At 61.9% G+C, this 16,470-nt stretch carries 19 protein-coding genes; 17 read left to right on the top strand and 2 right to left on the bottom strand.

The features are described from left to right. Nucleotides 1–328: 328 nt before the first annotated feature. The 4 genes from ACIQWO_RS21365 (at nt 329) to ACIQWO_RS21350 (ending at nt 3,554) form a co-directional block, all read left to right on the top strand. Nucleotides 329–1,333 (top strand): RluA family pseudouridine synthase, encoded by a 1,005-nt coding sequence (locus ACIQWO_RS21365; RefSeq protein WP_402829190.1) that lies wholly within the window; start codon nt 329–331, stop codon nt 1,331–1,333. Further along, nucleotides 1,320–1,982: an HAD family hydrolase gene (locus tag ACIQWO_RS21360; RefSeq protein ID WP_402828664.1), complete on the top strand. Its 663-nt coding sequence runs from the start codon at nt 1,320–1,322 to the stop codon at nt 1,980–1,982. The genes ACIQWO_RS21365 and ACIQWO_RS21360 overlap by 14 nt, the downstream gene beginning before the upstream one ends. 20 nt (nt 1,983–2,002) lie before the next feature. Beyond that, complete coding sequence (locus ACIQWO_RS21355; RefSeq protein ID WP_039404159.1) at nt 2,003–2,401, top strand: Rieske 2Fe-2S domain-containing protein; 399 nt, start codon at nt 2,003–2,005, stop codon at nt 2,399–2,401. Between the two features lie 100 nt (nt 2,402–2,501). Beyond that, entirely contained in the window at nt 2,502–3,554 is a 1,053-nt protein-coding gene (locus ACIQWO_RS21350; RefSeq protein ID WP_402828661.1) for a S49 family peptidase, read from the top strand. 99 nt (nt 3,555–3,653) lie between these two features. On the opposite strand, the gene ACIQWO_RS21345 is transcribed toward ACIQWO_RS21350, so the two are convergent. Both ACIQWO_RS21345 and ACIQWO_RS21340 read right to left on the bottom strand, forming a co-directional pair. Next, complete coding sequence (locus ACIQWO_RS21345; RefSeq protein ID WP_402828658.1) at nt 3,654–4,370, bottom strand: SAM-dependent methyltransferase; 717 nt, start codon at nt 4,368–4,370, stop codon at nt 3,654–3,656. Beyond that, nucleotides 4,367–4,993 carry a Maf-like protein gene (locus ACIQWO_RS21340; RefSeq protein ID WP_402828655.1) on the bottom strand — a complete coding sequence of 209 codons (627 nt, stop codon included), beginning with the start codon at nt 4,991–4,993 and terminating at the stop codon, nt 4,367–4,369. Before ACIQWO_RS21340 ends, ACIQWO_RS21345 begins: the two co-directional genes overlap by 4 nt. Before the next feature lie 175 nt (nt 4,994–5,168). On the opposite strand from ACIQWO_RS21340, the gene ACIQWO_RS21335 reads away from it, so the two are divergent. From ACIQWO_RS21335 to ACIQWO_RS21275, 13 genes are all read left to right on the top strand, one after another. Continuing rightward, entirely contained in the window at nt 5,169–5,771 is a 603-nt protein-coding gene (locus ACIQWO_RS21335) for a DUF177 domain-containing protein (protein WP_402828652.1), read from the top strand. 128 nt (nt 5,772–5,899) lie between these two features. After that, nucleotides 5,900–6,079 (top strand): 50S ribosomal protein L32, encoded by a 180-nt coding sequence (gene rpmF / locus ACIQWO_RS21330; RefSeq protein WP_023594409.1) that lies wholly within the window; start codon nt 5,900–5,902, stop codon nt 6,077–6,079. Between the two features lie 118 nt (nt 6,080–6,197). Then, nucleotides 6,198–7,250, top strand: a complete 1,053-nt coding sequence (gene plsX / locus ACIQWO_RS21325; protein ID WP_402828646.1) for a phosphate acyltransferase PlsX — start codon at nt 6,198–6,200, stop codon at nt 7,248–7,250. Nucleotides 7,251–7,286: 36 nt separating this feature from the next. Further along, entirely contained in the window at nt 7,287–8,273 is a 987-nt protein-coding gene (locus tag ACIQWO_RS21320) for a beta-ketoacyl-ACP synthase III (RefSeq protein ID WP_402828643.1), read from the top strand. Nucleotides 8,274–8,420: 147 nt separating this feature from the next. Then, the gene (fabD, locus tag ACIQWO_RS21315; RefSeq protein WP_402828640.1) at nt 8,421–9,350 is read left to right on the top strand and encodes an ACP S-malonyltransferase; all 930 of its coding nucleotides are present in this window, start codon (nt 8,421–8,423) and stop codon (nt 9,348–9,350) included. A gap of 24 nt (nt 9,351–9,374) precedes the next feature. Then, nucleotides 9,375–10,124 (top strand): 3-oxoacyl-ACP reductase FabG, encoded by a 750-nt coding sequence (gene fabG / locus ACIQWO_RS21310; RefSeq protein ID WP_039401231.1) that lies wholly within the window; start codon nt 9,375–9,377, stop codon nt 10,122–10,124. 136 nt (nt 10,125–10,260) lie between these two features. Beyond that, nucleotides 10,261–10,500: an acyl carrier protein gene (acpP, locus tag ACIQWO_RS21305; protein WP_039401228.1), complete on the top strand. Its 240-nt coding sequence runs from the start codon at nt 10,261–10,263 to the stop codon at nt 10,498–10,500. 142 nt (nt 10,501–10,642) lie between these two features. Beyond that, nucleotides 10,643–11,881 (top strand): beta-ketoacyl-ACP synthase II, encoded by a 1,239-nt coding sequence (gene fabF, locus ACIQWO_RS21300; RefSeq protein ID WP_150664491.1) that lies wholly within the window; start codon nt 10,643–10,645, stop codon nt 11,879–11,881. 166 nt (nt 11,882–12,047) lie between these two features. Next, entirely contained in the window at nt 12,048–12,647 is a 600-nt protein-coding gene (rpoE, locus tag ACIQWO_RS21295) for an RNA polymerase sigma factor RpoE (RefSeq protein WP_010805230.1), read from the top strand. Nucleotides 12,648–12,685: 38 nt separating this feature from the next. Then, complete coding sequence (locus ACIQWO_RS21290) at nt 12,686–13,372, top strand: sigma-E factor negative regulatory protein (protein ID WP_402828635.1); 687 nt, start codon at nt 12,686–12,688, stop codon at nt 13,370–13,372. Continuing rightward, nucleotides 13,373–14,428: a MucB/RseB C-terminal domain-containing protein gene (locus tag ACIQWO_RS21285; protein ID WP_039401223.1), complete on the top strand. Its 1,056-nt coding sequence runs from the start codon at nt 13,373–13,375 to the stop codon at nt 14,426–14,428. A 128-nt stretch (nt 14,429–14,556) separates the two neighbouring features. Continuing rightward, entirely contained in the window at nt 14,557–16,068 is a 1,512-nt protein-coding gene (locus tag ACIQWO_RS21280) for a DegQ family serine endoprotease (protein WP_402828630.1), read from the top strand. A gap of 7 nt (nt 16,069–16,075) precedes the next feature. After that, the gene (locus tag ACIQWO_RS21275) at nt 16,076–16,321 is read left to right on the top strand and encodes a glutaredoxin family protein (RefSeq protein WP_402828628.1); all 246 of its coding nucleotides are present in this window, start codon (nt 16,076–16,078) and stop codon (nt 16,319–16,321) included. Nucleotides 16,322–16,470 lie beyond the last annotated feature (149 nt).

Here is a 16,470-nt window from a genome sequence, read left to right as displayed (position 1 = left end):
ATTCTTCTTGTGACGGCGCCTCACTTCGACTTTTTGCGCGAACGATATTCACAAAGCGATCAGCTCGGACAATGCAATCCGGGCTGATCGCCAAAAAATTCTATAACCACCAACTCTATCCGCGTCACACGCGCTCGACCGAAGCGGCCTATGGGCCCACTTCCTGCCGTCGCTGCGTGACGTGCGTGCGCTCGCTGCTCCAGGGTCACCGGACGAGCAGCCTGCCCGGGGTGCAAGTAAAATACCGTTTTGGGGTATGCACCGACAGAGGTGGGGATTTGGCATGATTCCCGCTACCGCCATCTCTGTCGGACAAATTATATTCATAATGAATGAGTTAGGCAAAAGTCGGCAGAAAATGGTTGCGCCGGCGTCCGCACCGCAGGTCCGTCTCGTCGAGGTTGACGATGGTTCGGCCGGTCAGCGTATCGATAATTTCCTGTTGCGTGAGTGCAAAGGGGTACCGAAAAGCCACGTCTATCGCATTCTGCGTAGCGGGGAAGTCCGCGTAAATAAAGGGCGAGTAGACGCAGCCTATCGACTTGTCATCGGCGATATCGTCCGCATTCCGCCGGTCCGGATGGCCGCGCCTGATCCCGAGGCCAAGGCCCATGTCCCGGCCGCGACCTTCCCAGTCCTGTTCGAAGACGACTACCTTATGGCCATCGATAAGCCGGCCGGTGTGGCCGTGCATGGTGGCAGCGGGGTGTCGTTCGGGGTGATCGAGCAATTGCGCCAGGCGCTGCCGCATCTGAAGTTCCTGGAGCTGGTGCACCGACTGGATCGTGAGACGTCCGGCATTCTGTTGCTCGCGAAAAAGCGCGCGGCACTGGTCGGCATGCACGAGCAGATCCGTCACAACCGGATGGACAAACGCTATCTCGCCTGCGTCACGGGCGAATGGCGCGACCCCAAACGTGCGGTCAAGGCACCGCTATATAAATATGTCACCGCCGAGGGCGAACGCCGGGTGCGGGTGCAGGAAGACGGGCAGGCATCGCACACCGTATTTCGCATGGTGGAATCGTTTCCGCCTTATACGTTGCTCGAAGCGGAACTGAAAACGGGGCGCACCCATCAGATCCGGGTTCATCTGGCGCATTGCGGTACGCCCATCGTCGGCGACGACAAATATGGCGACTTCACGCTGAACAAGAATCTGGCGCGGCCCGGCGTTCGTCCCGGTATCAAGCGGATGTTCCTACACGCGTACCGGCTGAAGTTCACGCACCCCGTGCTGGACACGCCGATTGCGTTGGAAGCGGCGTTGCCGCCAGAATGTGAGCAATTCCTGAATCAACTTCGAACCACCACCGCTGATGCCAAGCCCTGAATTTGACCTGGTCGTGTTCGACTGGGACGGGACGTTGATGGACTCGACGCCCACGATTACCCGCTGCATCCAGGCGGCGTGCCGGGATCTCGGTCTGCCGGTACCGACGGACGAGCTGGCGAGCCACGTCATTGGCCTCGGGTTGCGCGACGCGCTGCAAATGGCCGTCCCCTCGCTCGATCCTTCGCACTATCCACGCTTGTCGGAACGCTATCGTTTTCACTATCTGATAGGTGATAAGGAGACGGTGCTGTTCCCGGGCGTTCGCGAACTGCTCGACGAATTGCGCTCGCGTGGACGATTCCTCGCCGTGGCGACGGGAAAATCACGGGTCGGACTGAACCGGGCGCTCGAATCCGCCGGTCTGATGCGGATGTTCGATGCGACCCGTTGCGCCGATGAGACATTCTCGAAGCCGCACCCGGCCATGTTGCAAGAGCTGACGCGTGAACTCGGTCAGGATCTGCGCCGTACCGTCATGATCGGCGACACCACGCACGATTTGCAGATGGCGCGCAGCGCTGGCGCGGCGGGCGTGGGCGTGGCCTACGGCGGCGCGCACCCGCGCGATCAACTGGTCGCGCTCGAACCCGCGTACTGCGCGAGCAGCGTAGCCGAGTTGCGCGACTGGTTGCTGGAGCGCGTGTGAGCGACACCGCACTTCCCGTGATGCCGCTGCCGATCTGTCCGGGCAATGCGCTCGAAGACGGCGGACTCGGGGTTCGCTTCGAGGTGCTCGTCGGTGGACGGCCGACGCCAGCTTTCGTGATTCGTTACGATGGTCGCGTCTACGGCTATCTTAATCAGTGCGCCCACGTGCCGATGGAGCTGGACTGGTCCGAGGGGCAGTTCTTCGAGACGGGCGGCTTATACTTGATGTGCGCAACGCATGGTGCGACGTACGAGCCCGATACCGGGCTTTGCGTTGGCGGGCCGTGCCGTGGCGGGGCTTTGCAGCCGGTGCGCGTCGAGGAGCAGCCAGCCGCATCGGGTGAATCGGGCGCGTCGACGACGGTCGTCTGGTGGCCAGAAGCCGGTATCGCCGCACCTGAAACGTCAACGTCCTGACAAAACATCCGCATCTGGTGCTAAGTTGCTTCAAACGTTGCTGAGCGGTCCAATTTCTGTCTTGCCTGTCTCGTCTTTCACCCAAGTCTCTGGATAACGTATGGCCGACTCCTTGCCGCCCGATTCGCCGCGCTCCGAACCCGGTTTCACGCCGCCCGGTGGGCGTTCGCCACAGGCGTCCGGTGCGGGTCGCGATCCCCATGAGGTCAAGCCGTGGGAGCGCGAAATGCTGGAAAAGGTCTTGATGGCTGGCATTCGCGAGCAACGTGCTGCGCGACGCTGGAAGATCTTCTTCCGTCTGCTGATCCTGGCGATCATCGCCTTTGCTGTGTGGTCGATCTTCGATTTCGACGGCGGCAGTACGACATCTGTCGGATCGACCACGGGCAAGCACACTGCGCTTGTCACGCTGAACGGCGAAATTTCGGCGGACGGTCAGGCGAGCGCGCAGAAGATCAACGCGGCGCTGGAGTCGGCGTTCGAAGACAAGTCGGCTGCTGGTGTGATCCTGCGCATCAACAGCCCGGGCGGCAGTCCGGTACAAGCGGGCATGATCTACGACGACATCGCCCGTTTGCGTGCGAAATACCCGAAGAAGCCGATTTATGTCGTGGTCGAGGAGATGTGCGCCTCCGGCGGCTATTACGTGGCAGCCGCCGCCGACAAGATTTACGTCGACAAGGCGAGCATCGTCGGTTCCATCGGCGTGTTGATGGACGGCTTCGGCTTCACCGGTTTGATGGATAAGCTGGGCGTGGAGCGCCGTCTGCTGACGGCGGGCCGCAACAAGGGCTTCCTCGACCCGTTCTCGCCGCAGACCGATCAGCAGAAGACGTACGCGCTGGACATGCTCGAACAGGTTCACCAGCAGTTCATCACAGCCGTCAAAAAGGGCCGTGGCGACCGTCTGAAGGATGATCCGGATCTGTTCAGCGGCCTGTTCTGGACTGGGCAGCGCTCCGTCGAGCTGGGGTTGGCCGACGGTCTCGGTACGGTCGACTCTGTGGCACGTGACGTTGTGAAGGCCCCCGATCTGGTCGACTACACCGTCAAGGAAAACCTGCCCGAACGCATGGCGCGGCGCTTTGGTGCGGCAGTGGGCGCGGCGGCAATGAAGACGATGCTCATGGGCACCGCAGTGACGATGAAGTAATCACTGCGCCGCGCCGTCCATCGATAGACTGCGCGACGGTAAGAGCGAAAAAACCCCACGGAAGCCAGACTTCCGCGGGGTTTTCTTATTTGCGTCCCGTTATTGCGCCAAAAACAGGAAAATCGCAGGCCGTTTATGCAGATCGACGCTGGCGTGCGGCCATCCCTTGACTCGGTGCGTCACGATTTGCTCCGCATCCTGCGTGACATCGACGGCCACGCAAAGCAATGTGGAGGCGTCGCAGCTTTGCAGCAGGGCGTCGAGCATCGCTTTGTTCCGGTAGGGCGTCTCGATGAAGATCTGCGTCTGTTTTTCCTTGCGCGAACGTTGTTCGAGTTCGCGCAGACGCTTGGTGCGCTCGCCCGCATCCGTCGGTAAATAGCCGTGAAAGGCGAAGCTTTGGCCGTTAAGTCCGCTGGCCATCAGGGCGAGAAGAATCGAGCTGGGGCCGACGAAGGGGACCACCCGCACGCCTTTTTCATGGGCGCGACGCACCAGCAGCGCCCCCGGATCGGCGACCGCCGGGCAACCGGCTTCCGACACGAGGCCGCCATCTGTGCCTGCCAGAATTGGCGCGAGCAGGGCATCGATGGCCGCATCAGGCGTATTGACGTTGAGCTCGCGGATGTCGATTTCCTGAATCGGCGTGCTGACGCCCACCAGCTTCAGAAAGGCGCGCGTGCTCTTGGCCTGTTCGCCGACGAAGTATTTCAGTCCGGCGGTCACCGTGCGGACCTCTTCGGGCAACACGGACGGCAGCCCGCCTCGGGTACTCGTGCCGAGCGTGTTGGGAATCAGATACAGCGTGCCGCTCATGCTGCGCTCCCTTGTTGTGCCACGCCGGGCCCGGGCAGGGCGACACCGGCATGCATCAGCATGGTCGTGAGCGCAATCAGCGGGAGACCGATGAGTGCCGTCGGGTCGTCGTTTTCGATGGTTTCGAGCAGCATGATGCCGAGCCCTTCGGATTTGGCGCTGCCTGCGCAGTCATAAGGCGTTTCTGCGTGAAGGTAGGCGGCCAGCACGTTATCGGGCAAATCGCGGAACTTCACCCGCGTTACCACGTCTTTGGCTTGGCTCTCGCCGTTGCGGGCGTCGTAGACGCACAGGGCGGAGTGGAACTCGACCACCTTGCCGCGCATGTCGCGCAGTTGCGTCATGGCGTTCTCGAAATTGCCGGGTTTGCCGATCTGACGGCCTTCGAAGGTCGCGACCTGATCGGAACCGATAATGACAGCGTCGGGGTGACGGGCAGCGACGGCCTGCGCCTTCTTGCGGGCCAGTCGCAGGGAGGTGTCGTGCGGCGTTTCGCCAGCGGCAGGTGTCTCGTCGATGTCCGGGACGTCGACCGAGAATGGCAAGCGCAGGCGCTCGAGCAGTTCGCGGCGATAGCGTGATCCGGAGGCGAGGATCAGCGATGGCAGGGGCTGTGCGGTCATCGGGTTTAAGTGTTTGACGAGAAACGAAAAACTATTTAGAATTCACGGCTTTTGCAATCTGGCGCTCGGTCTCGCCAGCCTGCGCGGTACCGGTTCAAACGCCTGAAAGTGGCGTCGAATCAGGGCGCTGCGGGTGCAGGGGACATGAAATGCGGTCAGATGCGCCAAGGCAAGGATGAGCGTGATGAACGAATATATCGTCGATCTGTTCGAATTCGCGCGTACCGGCCGGGTGGCGGAAGGTGACGTGCAGCTTGCGGCATTGCCGCGCATGGTAACCGAAGTGCCAGCCGAAGTCTCGGCATCGGGGCATGCTCAGGGGGTGTTTCACTGGCGTGCGGAAGGGGCGGAGAAGCCCGTGCTGCGTGCCGATGGCAAGCCCACCGTCAAGCAGTTTCTGATGCTGACGGTTGAAGGCCCGATGTGGCTCGAATGCCAGCGTTGCCTTACGCCTTACCAGGAGTCGCTCGACTCGGAAACGACGTTCGAGATCGTGCCTGACGAAGCTGCTGCGGAAGCGCGTCCTCTCGATGAAGACGAACTCGAAGCGCTGGTTGGCTCCAAACATTTCGATTTGCGCGAGCTGATCGAAGAAGAATTGCTGTTGGCTTTGCCTATCGTCCCGAAACATGAGGTTTGTCCGAGTGTTCACGATAGTCTGGCCACCGGAAGCGACGGGTTGGCAGAGCCGGCTCCGGAGCCCGAAGAAGAGGATAAGCCGTCTCCGTTCGCGGCGCTGGCAGCGCTCAAGCGCTCGCCGGACAAGGACGGAAAGTAATGTGCGGCCGGATTTCCGGCTCACCAAAGAACATGTTTGCGTTAGTCGCACAGGTCGGGCCGACAGGCCGACACCGTAGGGCGGCGCTCGAACTGTGTTAAAATTTCGCGATATTTTGAGGAGTTATCATGGCCGTTCAACAGAACAAGAAGTCGCCGTCGAAGCGCGGCATGCACCGTTCGCACGATTTCCTGACCGCACCGTCGACCGCCGTCGAACCGACGTCGGGTGAGACGCACCTGCGTCACCACATCTCGCCGAACGGTTTCTACCGTGGTCGCAAGGTCATCAAGACCAAGAACGACTAATTCGGCCCTCAAGGCGATACGCGCCCATCATGGCGCTATTTGATCGTCCGATGTGGCAAAAGCGGCACTCATCCTGCCGCTTTTTTTGTTACCTGTACCGCAAGCCAATCACGTCGACATGACAGTCACCCTGACGATCGATTGTATGGGCGGAGACCACGGCCCATCGGTGACGGTGCCGGCTGCGGTTCGCTTCGTGCAATCCACCGACGATGTCGAACTTGTGCTGGTCGGGCAGCAGGAGATCATCAACGCGCAGCTCGCGAAGCTGCGTGTGACGGATCACCCGCGCCTGTCCGTCGTCAATGCGAGTGAAGTCGTCGCCATGGACGACTCGGTCGAGACCGCGCTGCGCAAGAAGAAAGACTCTTCGATGCGCGTGGCGCTCAATCTGGTCAAGGAAGCGCGCGCGCAGGCCTGCGTGTCCGCCGGGAATACCGGTGCGCTGATGGCCGTCTCGCGTTACGTCCTCAAGACGCTGCCCGGTATCGAGCGCCCGGCGATTGCCACGGTGCTGCCGAACGAGAAGGGCGGCTACACGACGATGCTCGATCTGGGCGCCAACGTCGACTGCGAACCGACTCACCTGCTGCAATTCGCCGAGATGGGCCACGCGCTCGTCGCGGCGGTCGACGGGAAGGAACGTCCGTCGATCGGTCTGCTCAACATTGGCGAAGAAGTCATCAAAGGCAACGACGTCATCAAGCAGGCGGGCGAGCTGCTGCGCGGCTCCACGCTGAATTTCTACGGCAACGTGGAAGGCAACGACATTTATCGCGGCACGACGGATATCGTCGTCTGCGATGGTTTCGTCGGCAACGTTGCGCTCAAAACCTCCGAAGGCCTGGCACAGATGCTCGGCGACATGATCCGCGAAGAGTTCACCCGTACGTGGTGGACGAAGGTGATTGCCGTCATCGCACTGCCGATTCTCACTCGCTTCAAGAACCGCGTCGACCATCGCCGTTACAACGGTGCTGCGTTGCTCGGGTTGCGTGCGCTCGTCATCAAGAGCCACGGTTCCGCCGATGCCTACTCGTTTGAATGGGCCATCAAACGCGGCTATGATGCAGTTCGCAACGGTGTGCTTGACCGTCTGTCGCACGCCATGCAAGAGAATCAGACCCAGTTCCAGGACAACAAGCCGGCGAGCGCCATTCCGGCGCTCTGAAGCCGGTCCCGCCCCGGTGCGCTAACCGACTATAAGATGACCCAGTCCGCGATTTATTCCCGTTTCGTCGGCACCGGCAGCTACCTGCCGGCACGACGCGTGACCAATCAGCAGTTGGCAGAAGAGCTTGCCACCCGAGGCATCGAGACGAGCGACGAGTGGATCGTCGCCCGTACCGGCATTCAGGCGCGTCATTTCGCCGCGCCCGACCAGACGAGCAGCGATATGGCGGTGGAAGCCGCCAAGCGTGCGCTCGATATGGCAGGGCTGAGCGCCGACCAGATCGACCTGATCATGGTGGCCACGTCCACACCCGATTTCGTGTTCCCGAGTACGGCTTGCCTCGTGCAGACCAAGCTCGGCATCACCAACGGTTGCGCCGCGTTCGACATCCAGGCTGTTTGCTCGGGCTTCGCCTATGCGATGGCGACGGCCGACAACTTCATTCGCTCGGGTGCTTACCGCAACGTGCTGGTGATCGGTGCGGAAACGTTCTCGCGCATTCTCGATTTCAACGACCGTACGACGTGCGTGCTGTTTGGCGACGGCGCGGGGGCGGTCGTGCTGCAAGCGTCCAGCGAGCCGGGCATTCTTTCGAGCGCACTGCACGCGGACGGCAGTCATGCCAACATCCTCTGCGTGCCGGGCAATGTGAGCGGTGGCGCGGTGCAGGGTGAGGCGTTCCTCTATATGGATGGTCAGGCGGTGTTCAAGCTGGCCGTCAAGGTGCTCGAAAAGGTGGCTCACGAGGCCCTCGAGAAGGCTGGGCTGGAAGCGTCGGCGATCGATTGGCTGATCCCGCATCAGGCCAATCTGCGCATCATGACGAGCACGGCCCGCAAGCTGGGTGCCGAAGCGAAAATGGTCGTGACCGTCGACCAGCATGGCAATACTTCCGCGGCATCGATTCCGCTCGCACTCGACGTCGCCGTTCGTGACGGTCGTATCAAAGCCGGCCAGAACGTCATGATCGAAGGCGTGGGTGGTGGCTTTACGTGGGGCGCGGTGCTGTTCCGCATGTAACGTCACGGCGCTGGAGCGCCTCGCGAGCCAGCCGCGCGTTGTGACGCGCGGTGTAAGCGAAACGCGAGGAAACGCTCTCTTGCGCGTCGTTGCGGCGCGCTAAGATGCGCCGCCATGTTTCTGAATTTGACTGTAAAACCAGCCGCTATGACATTCGCTTTCGTTTTCCCGGGACAAGGATCCCAATCGGTGGGCATGCTCGACGCATTCGCGGACAACGCTGTCGTGCGCGAAACGCTTGCCGAAGCTTCGGACGCCCTCGGGCAGGATATCGCCAAGCTGATCGCCGCTGGCCCCGCCGAAGAACTCAACCTCACGACCAACACGCAACCGGTGATGCTCACCGCCGCCTACGCGATGTACCGCGCGTGGCTGGCTGACGGTGGCGCAACGCCGGCTTTCGTCGCGGGCCACAGCCTGGGTGAATACACGGCACTGGTCGCCGCTGGCGTCATTGCGTTCAAGGACGCCGTGCCGCTCGTGCGTTTCCGCGCGCAGGCCATGCAAGAAGCCGTGCCGGTCGGTCAGGGCGGTATGGCGGCAATTCTCGGTCTGGACGACGACGCCGTTCGCACCGTCTGCGCCGAAGCGTCGGCAGCGGGCGTGGTCGAGGCCGTCAACTTCAACGCTCCGGCGCAGGTCGTGATCGCCGGTGCCAAGGCGGGAGTCGAAAAGGCCTGCGAACTGGCGAAGGCCGCTGGTGCCAAGCGCGCCCTCGTGCTGCCGGTGTCCGCACCGTTCCATTCGTCGCTGCTCAAGCCGGCGTCGGATCGTCTGCGCGAGTATCTGACGAGCGTGACGTTTAACGCGCCGCAGGTCCCGCTCGTCAATAACGTGGATGTGGCCGTCGAAACCGACGTGGCTCGCATCAAGGACGCGCTGGTGCGTCAGGCAGCCGCCCCGGTGCGCTGGGTCGAATCGGTGAAGTGGCTCGCTGCGCAAGGCGTGACGCAAGTGGTCGAGTGCGGTCCGGGCAAGGTGCTGACCGGCCTGACCAAGCGCATCGACGGCAATCTCGCGGGTTTGGCGATCACCGATCCGGCCTCGCTGGCCGACGTGCGCGCCCAACTCTCGTAAGCCATAGGCAAGGGTAATTCTTTCATGAGCAAGCAACTCGAAAACCTCGTGGCGCTGGTGACCGGCGCCTCGCGCGGCATCGGTCGCGCCATCGCCCTCGAACTGGCTCGCCAAGGGGCGACGGTCGTGGGCACCGCCACCAGCGAAGCCGGTGCGCAAGGCATCGATGCGTATTTTGCGGAAGCCGGTGTCGCGGGCAAGGGCATTGTCCTGAATGTGACTGACGCCGAAGGCGTGGCCGCAGCGCTGGACGACATCCTCAAGCAACACGGCAAGCTCGACATCCTTGTCAATAACGCTGGCATTACCCGCGATAACCTCGCGATGCGTATGAAGGACGACGAGTGGGACGATGTGATCGACACGAACCTCAAGGCGATCTTCCGTCTGTCGCGCGCTGTCATTAAGCCGATGATGAAGGCACGTAGCGGCCGGATCATCAATGTGACGTCGGTCGTCGGCTCCGCGGGCAACCCGGGACAAGCCAACTACGCTGCTGCGAAGGCGGGCGTGTCGGGCATGTCGCGTTCGCTGGCCGCCGAGATCGGCAGCCGAAACATCACGGTCAACTGCGTGGCCCCTGGTTTTATCGACACCGATATGACCAAGGCACTGGGCGAAGCACAGCACGAAGCGCTCAAGGCACGCATTCCGCTGGGCCGTCTGGGCGCACCGGAAGATATCGCTAATGCGGTGGCGTTCCTCGCGTCTCCGCAGGCCGGTTACATCACCGGCACTACGCTTCACGTGAACGGTGGCATGTTCATGAATTAAGGAAGATGTGCGCAGATTGTGGTGAAATTACACGATTTTGCGCGACATTGAACATTATTTGGCGCATGCTAACTTTGCTTGGCAAACCTGTTAAAATGCGCGCACTTGTCTGAACTAACTACCCCGGAGGGTTTGAATGGATAACATTGAGCAACGCGTCAAGAAGATCGTCGCCGAACAACTTGGCGTCGCGGAAGCCGACATTAAGAACGAATCCAGCTTCGTGAACGATCTCGGCGCTGACTCGCTCGATACGGTTGAGCTGGTGATGGCCCTGGAAGAAGAGTTCGAGATCGAGATCCCGGACGAAGAAGCAGAAAAGATCACCACCGTGCAACAAGCTATCGATTTCGCCTCGTCGCAGAAGAAGGCGTAATTCGTACGGATAGCCTGATTGGCCGGGATGCCGACCGGCTCCTGGCGTCGGGCATGCCTGTCAGCCGCAGGGAGCGCAGGGTCGGACCTTGTCGCCTCTGTGGCTTTTGTTTTGTATGACCCAGCAGAAGAAGGGGAGTATCGTGAGTCGTCGTCGCGTCGTCATTACCGGTCTGGGCCTGATCTCGCCGGTCGGCAACACTGTTGCCGAAGGTTGGGAAAATCTGGTCGCGGGCCGTTCGGGCATCGCCAACATCACGAAGTTCGATGCGAGCGAGTTCAAAGTTCGCTTCGCAGGCGAAGTCAAAAACTTCGAGACAGAGAAATATCTGTCGGCCAAGGAAGCTCGCCGTATGGATACGTTTATCCATTTCGGGCTGGCAGCCGGCATTCAGGCGTTTGAGGATAGCGGCCTGCAAATCACCGCAGAGAACGCAGAGCGCGTGGGCGTGCTGGTTGGCTCCGGCATTGGTGGTCTGCCGATGATCGAGGATACGCACGACGACCTGATCAAGGGCGGTCCGCGCAAGATCTCTCCTTTCTTCGTGCCGGGCTCGATCATCAACATGATCTCCGGGCACCTGTCGATCAAGTACGGCCTGAAGGGCCCGAACCTTGCCATCGTCACGGCTTGCACGACCGGTCTGCACTGTATCGGTCAGGCTGCGCGCATGATTCAGTATGGCGACGCAGATGCAGTACTCGCCGGCGGCGCTGAATCGACGGTGTCCCCGCTGGGTATCGGTGGTTTCGCTGCAATGACTGCACTCTCCACGCGTAACGACGACCCGGCGACGGCCAGCCGTCCGTGGGACAAGGATCGCGACGGCTTCGTGCTGGGCGAAGGCGCCGGCGTGATGATGGTCGAAGAGTACGAGCACGCCAAGGCGCGCGGTGCCAAGATCTACGCCGAACTCACGGGCTTCGGCATGAGCGCCGACGCGTATCACATGACCGCCCCGTGCGAAGACGGCGACGGTGCACTGCGTGCCATGACGAACGCGCTGCGCGACGCTGGCCTGAACGCCGACACGGTGAACTATGTGAATGCGCACGGTACGTCGACGCCGTTGGGTGATATCGCCGAGACGGTCGCGGTCAAGCGCCTGATGGGCGATGCGGCCAAGAACGTTGTGATGAATTCGACCAAGTCGATGACCGGCCACTTGCTGGGCGGTGCTGGCGGCCTGGAGTCGGTGTTCACCGTGCTGGCCGTTCACCATCAGAAGTCGCCGCCGACGATCAACATCTTCAATCAGGATCCGGCTTGCGACCTCGACTACTGCGCAAATACGGCCCGTGACATGAAAATTGATGTCGCGTTGAAGAACTCTTTCGGATTTGGCGGGACTAACGGCACGCTGGTCTTCCAGCGAGTCTAAGTTCGCGGGACGCCCCGCAGGCGTCCCGTCCCGCTGACCCACGCTCCGGTGAGTGTGCCCGGGCGTGCGGCGTCAAAGACACTTCCAGCCGTGGTGGTCAGTGCTGCCACGGTGCAATTGGGCCCGTTCGGGCCCGGCAGCCAGAGAAAATACGGATCCATATCAGGTGAGTGAACGAGAAATCGACCAGGCGCTCGTCGAGCGCGTGCAGAAAGGCGACAAAGCCGCCTTCGAGCTGTTGGTCGCGAAATATCACCGCAAGATCATCCGCCTCGTATCGCGGCTCGTGCGCGACGCCGCCGAGGTCGAGGATGTGACGCAGGAGGCCTTTATCAAGGCCTACCGTGCCTTGCCGCAGTTTCGCGGCGAGTCGGCGTTCTATACCTGGTTGTATCGTATTGCTGTCAACACGGCGAAAAACCACCTGGCGACCCAGGGACGTCGTGCACCGACTTCGACTGAAGCGAACGCTGAAGAAGCTGAAACTTTTGCCGAGGCCGATCAACTAAGGGATATCAACACGCCTGAGTCGATGCTGATGAGCAAGCAGATTGCTCAAACGGTCAACACAGCGATGGAGGCTTTGCCCGATGAACTTCGAACGGCAATTACCCTGCGAGAAATCGAAGGGTTGAGCTACGAAGAGATCGCCGAAGCCATGGGGTGCCCGATCGGAACGGTCCGTTCGCGAATTTTCCGGGCGCGTGAAGCGATTGCCAGCCGGCTCAGGCCGCTGCTGGACACGCCTGACGGTAAGCGCTGGTGAGCGCGCCGCCGGGAAAGTTATTTTCGTTGGGGGATATCATGGGATCAGCGACGGTGCAAACGCAGCGGGGGCTGCAAGCCGAGCGGATTTCCGCGTTGATGGACGGGGAATTCGATCCGGACGAACTGGCCGCCCTGCTGGACGAGGCTGACACCTCGGGCCGGCCTCTGTGGGACGACTACCATCTGATCGGGGACGCATTGCGTTCCGATGAACTGACGCTGCCGCGTTCGGAGTCTGCCTTTATGGCCTCCTTCGCAGCACGCCTCGAAGCCGAGCCGCACCTGCTCGCGCCGGCCGCACTGGCCGACGCTCAGGCGACTGCCGCGGGTGCCAAAGCCGCCGGCTCGCGTATCACGCGAATCAATCCTTTCCTGCGCGTTCGTCGCGTCCTGCCGACGGCGGCTGCCGCCGCTGCGGTCGCTGCGTTGTCGTGGGTCGTGGTGCCGCGTCTGCAGGATCATCCGGCAGGTGGCGCGCAACCGCAGGTGCTCGCTCAGACGGCCGCGCCGGCCGCCAGTGGCTCCAGCCTCACGCGTGTGGCGCTCTCGCAGCAGCCGCAAGCCGCTGTGGCCGCCAATGGTGCGGGTGCGCCGAACGATGTGATCGTGCTGCGCGATGCGCGTCTCGACCAGTATCTTGCGGCTCACCAGCAATATGCGCCGGCCCCGATCGGTCAGAGCGTTTCCCCTTACATGCGAGCCTCGGCGCAAGCGGACGAATAAATGCAGCGCCTGAGTATCGAATCCTTGCCGCGTGCGCCCTTCGGGCGCACTTTCTTCTTGTTTGCATTCCTGCTGGCGAGCACCCTGCAAACGCAGGCGTGGGCGCAAGCCTCCGCGTCCACCGACCCGCTGGTCGAGAAGCGCGAAGTCAGCGCGTGGCTCAACAAGATCCATCGTGCGGCGCAAACGCAAAACTACATCGGCACCTTCGTGTATCAGCGTGGCTCGACCATGCGTTCGTCGAAGATCAGTCACTTCGCCGAGAAGGGTAACGAGTACGAAGAACTAGAGACGCTCGACGGACGTCAGCGCCGCATTCTTCGTCAGAACGAAGACGTCTACACGCTGATTCCCGAGCAGAAGACCGTCTTCCAGGAAAAGCGCGAGAGCAAGGATTCGTTCCCCGCATTGCTTGCGACGCCCAATCGCGACGTGCTCGACTACTACGCGCCGAAGCTGCTGCCGAACGAACGAATGGCGGGCTTCGACTGCATGGTGATCGAGCTCACGCCGAAGGACGATTACCGTTTCGGTTATCGCTTGTGGGCCGATCGCAATACCGGCTTGTTGCTGCGTGCACAGACGCTCGATGCCGAAGGTCATCTGCTGGAGCAGGCGGCGTTCTCGCAAATCTCGATCGGCGTGCCGAGCGAGAAGGCGCGAATCGTTCATGCGATTCAGGCCACACACGGCTGGCATGTCGTGAAGCCGCAGATTGCGACAACGCGTCTGTCGGACGCGGGCTGGAGCATCGACGTCGACAAGAAGGTGCCGGGATTCAAGGCCGTGCGGGAAGTGCGTCGCACGATGCGCTCGACGGCTGACGGCAAACCGCTCGAAGTCCAGCAGGTGGTATATTCCGACGGCATGGCCGGACTTTCGGTGTTTATCGAGCCGGCCACGCGTGAGCGCAAGGAAGGCCACGGTAGCGCCGGAGCGACGAACATCCTCATCAAGCGCTATGGCGACTTCTGGCTGACCTTGCTCGGCGAAGTGCCGCAGGCCACCCTGCAACAGTTCGCATCCAGCATCGAGTACAAACAGCCGGCGAAGTGACCGGCTGTCGGGTGGGCCGCAACCGGTAACGGTGCGGTCCGGGCAGCGAGGCAGACATGACGCGACGGTGCGTCGGGTGCCGGACTGCCCTCAGGGATTCCGAGACTTTCGCGCACCACGATCTTCCAATGAAGAAGACTCTCCTGCTTCGTGTCATCCTCGGCGGCGCCATTGCCGTCCAATTGGCGGGAGTCCCCGCCGCCTTTGCTGCGCCGGCCTCGGCACCGAGCGGCGGATCGACATCGTCGAACCCACCGCTTGTCAGCAACCTTCCCGATTTCACTCAGCTCGTCGATCGCGTCGGCCCGGCCGTCGTGAACATTCGGACGACCGAGCGCGTTAGCCGCAATCAGCGCGGTTTGCCGCCCGGTATGGACGATGACATGGCCGAGCTGTTCCGTCGCTTCTTCGGCGTGCCCATGCCTCAGCAGCCGGACCCGAAGGGCGGCACGCCGAAGCGCGGCCAGCCCCAGCCGGATGAGGAGCAGAACAGTGGCGTGGGTTCGGGCTTCATCGTCTCGAACGACGGCTACATTCTGACGAACGCGCACGTGGTCGATGGCGCGGACAGCATCTACGTCACCCTGACCGACAAGCGTGAATTCAAGGCGAAGCTGGTCGGCGCGGACAAGCGTACCGATGTCGCCGTGGTCAAGGTGGAAGCCAAGGACCTGCCGACGGTGCCTGTCGGCGACTCGAACAAGCTGCGGGTGGGCGAGTGGGTGGTGGCGATCGGATCGCCGTTCGGTCTCGAAAATACGGTAACGGCGGGCATCGTGTCGGCCAAAGGCCGTGACACGGGCGATTATCTGCCGTTCATCCAGACGGATGTGGCCGTGAACCCGGGTAACTCCGGCGGCCCGCTGATCAATATGCGTGGCGAGGTCGTGGGCATCAACTCGATGATCTACAGCCAGACCGGCGGCTTCATGGGCATTTCGTTTGCGATTCCGATCGACGAAGTGATGCGCGTGGTCGATCAGCTCAAGAAGACGGGCAAGGTCGTTCGCGGCCGTATCGGTGTGGCGATCAGTGAGGTGAGCAAGGAAGTGGCCGATTCGCTGGGCTTGCCGCGTGCTCAGGGCGCACTGGTGCGCAGCATCGAGCCGGGTAGCCCTGCCGAGAAGGCGGGCGTGCAGCCGGGCGACATCATCATGAAGTTCGAAGGCCGTCCGGTCGATCACGCGACGGACCTGCCGCGCATGGTTGGCGAGACCAAGCCGGGGTCGAGCGCAACGCTGCAAGTCCTGCGCAAGGGCAAGAATCAGGATCTGAAGATCACGATTGCCGAGGCCGATACCGATACGCCCAAGGCGTCGAAAGCCCAGGGCGGCAGCGCCGAAGCGCCGCATCCGAACGCATTGGGTCTGGTCGTCTCCGATCTGACCGAAGCGCAGAAGAAGGACTTGAAGCTGCGTGGCGGCGTGCAGGTCGAGCTGGCGGAAGGCCCGGCGGGCCGTGCGGGGCTCCAGCAGGGTGACATCATTCTGCGAGTGGGCGACGCCGACATCGCCAACGCCAAGCAGTTCGAGGATGTGGTGAAGGCGCTCGATCCGAAGCGTCTGGTGCCGATCCTGGTGCGCCGTGGCGATGCGACGCAGTTTGTGCCGCTGCGCCCGCGTGCACCGGGCAGCAAGTAAGCCAGCCGTGACTGCGCCGGCGCTCACGCTCTACGGCCGCAAGTGGTGTCATCTGTGCGATGACATGCTTGCGGCGCTCGAAGCGATGCGTCCGGCGTGGGATTTCTCGGTCACGGTGATCGACGTCGATAGCGATCCGGTGCTCGAAGCGAAGTACGACGAGATCGTGCCGGTGCTTGCCTTGGGTGAGCGCGAGTTGTGCCGGTATCGTTTCGACGTCGACGCTGTCGCCACTGTTTTTCCCCGGGCCTGACACTTCGTCCAGCCCGGAAGCCCAGAATGAAACCGGCACCTGCCCATCATTTCCACTGAATCTCGCTTATTTCAGCTATACGGCCGCGATGCCTTCGATTCCGGACGGAATCGGTGCGCTTTCGGCTAAAATGTCGTGTTTGCCGATTC

Source organism: Pandoraea sp. NPDC090278 (assembly GCF_044772185.1).
GTDB lineage: Bacteria > Pseudomonadota > Gammaproteobacteria > Burkholderiales > Burkholderiaceae > Pandoraea.
Note: the sequence above shows the minus strand (reverse complement) of the source record. Positions and strands in the feature narration are given on the sequence as shown.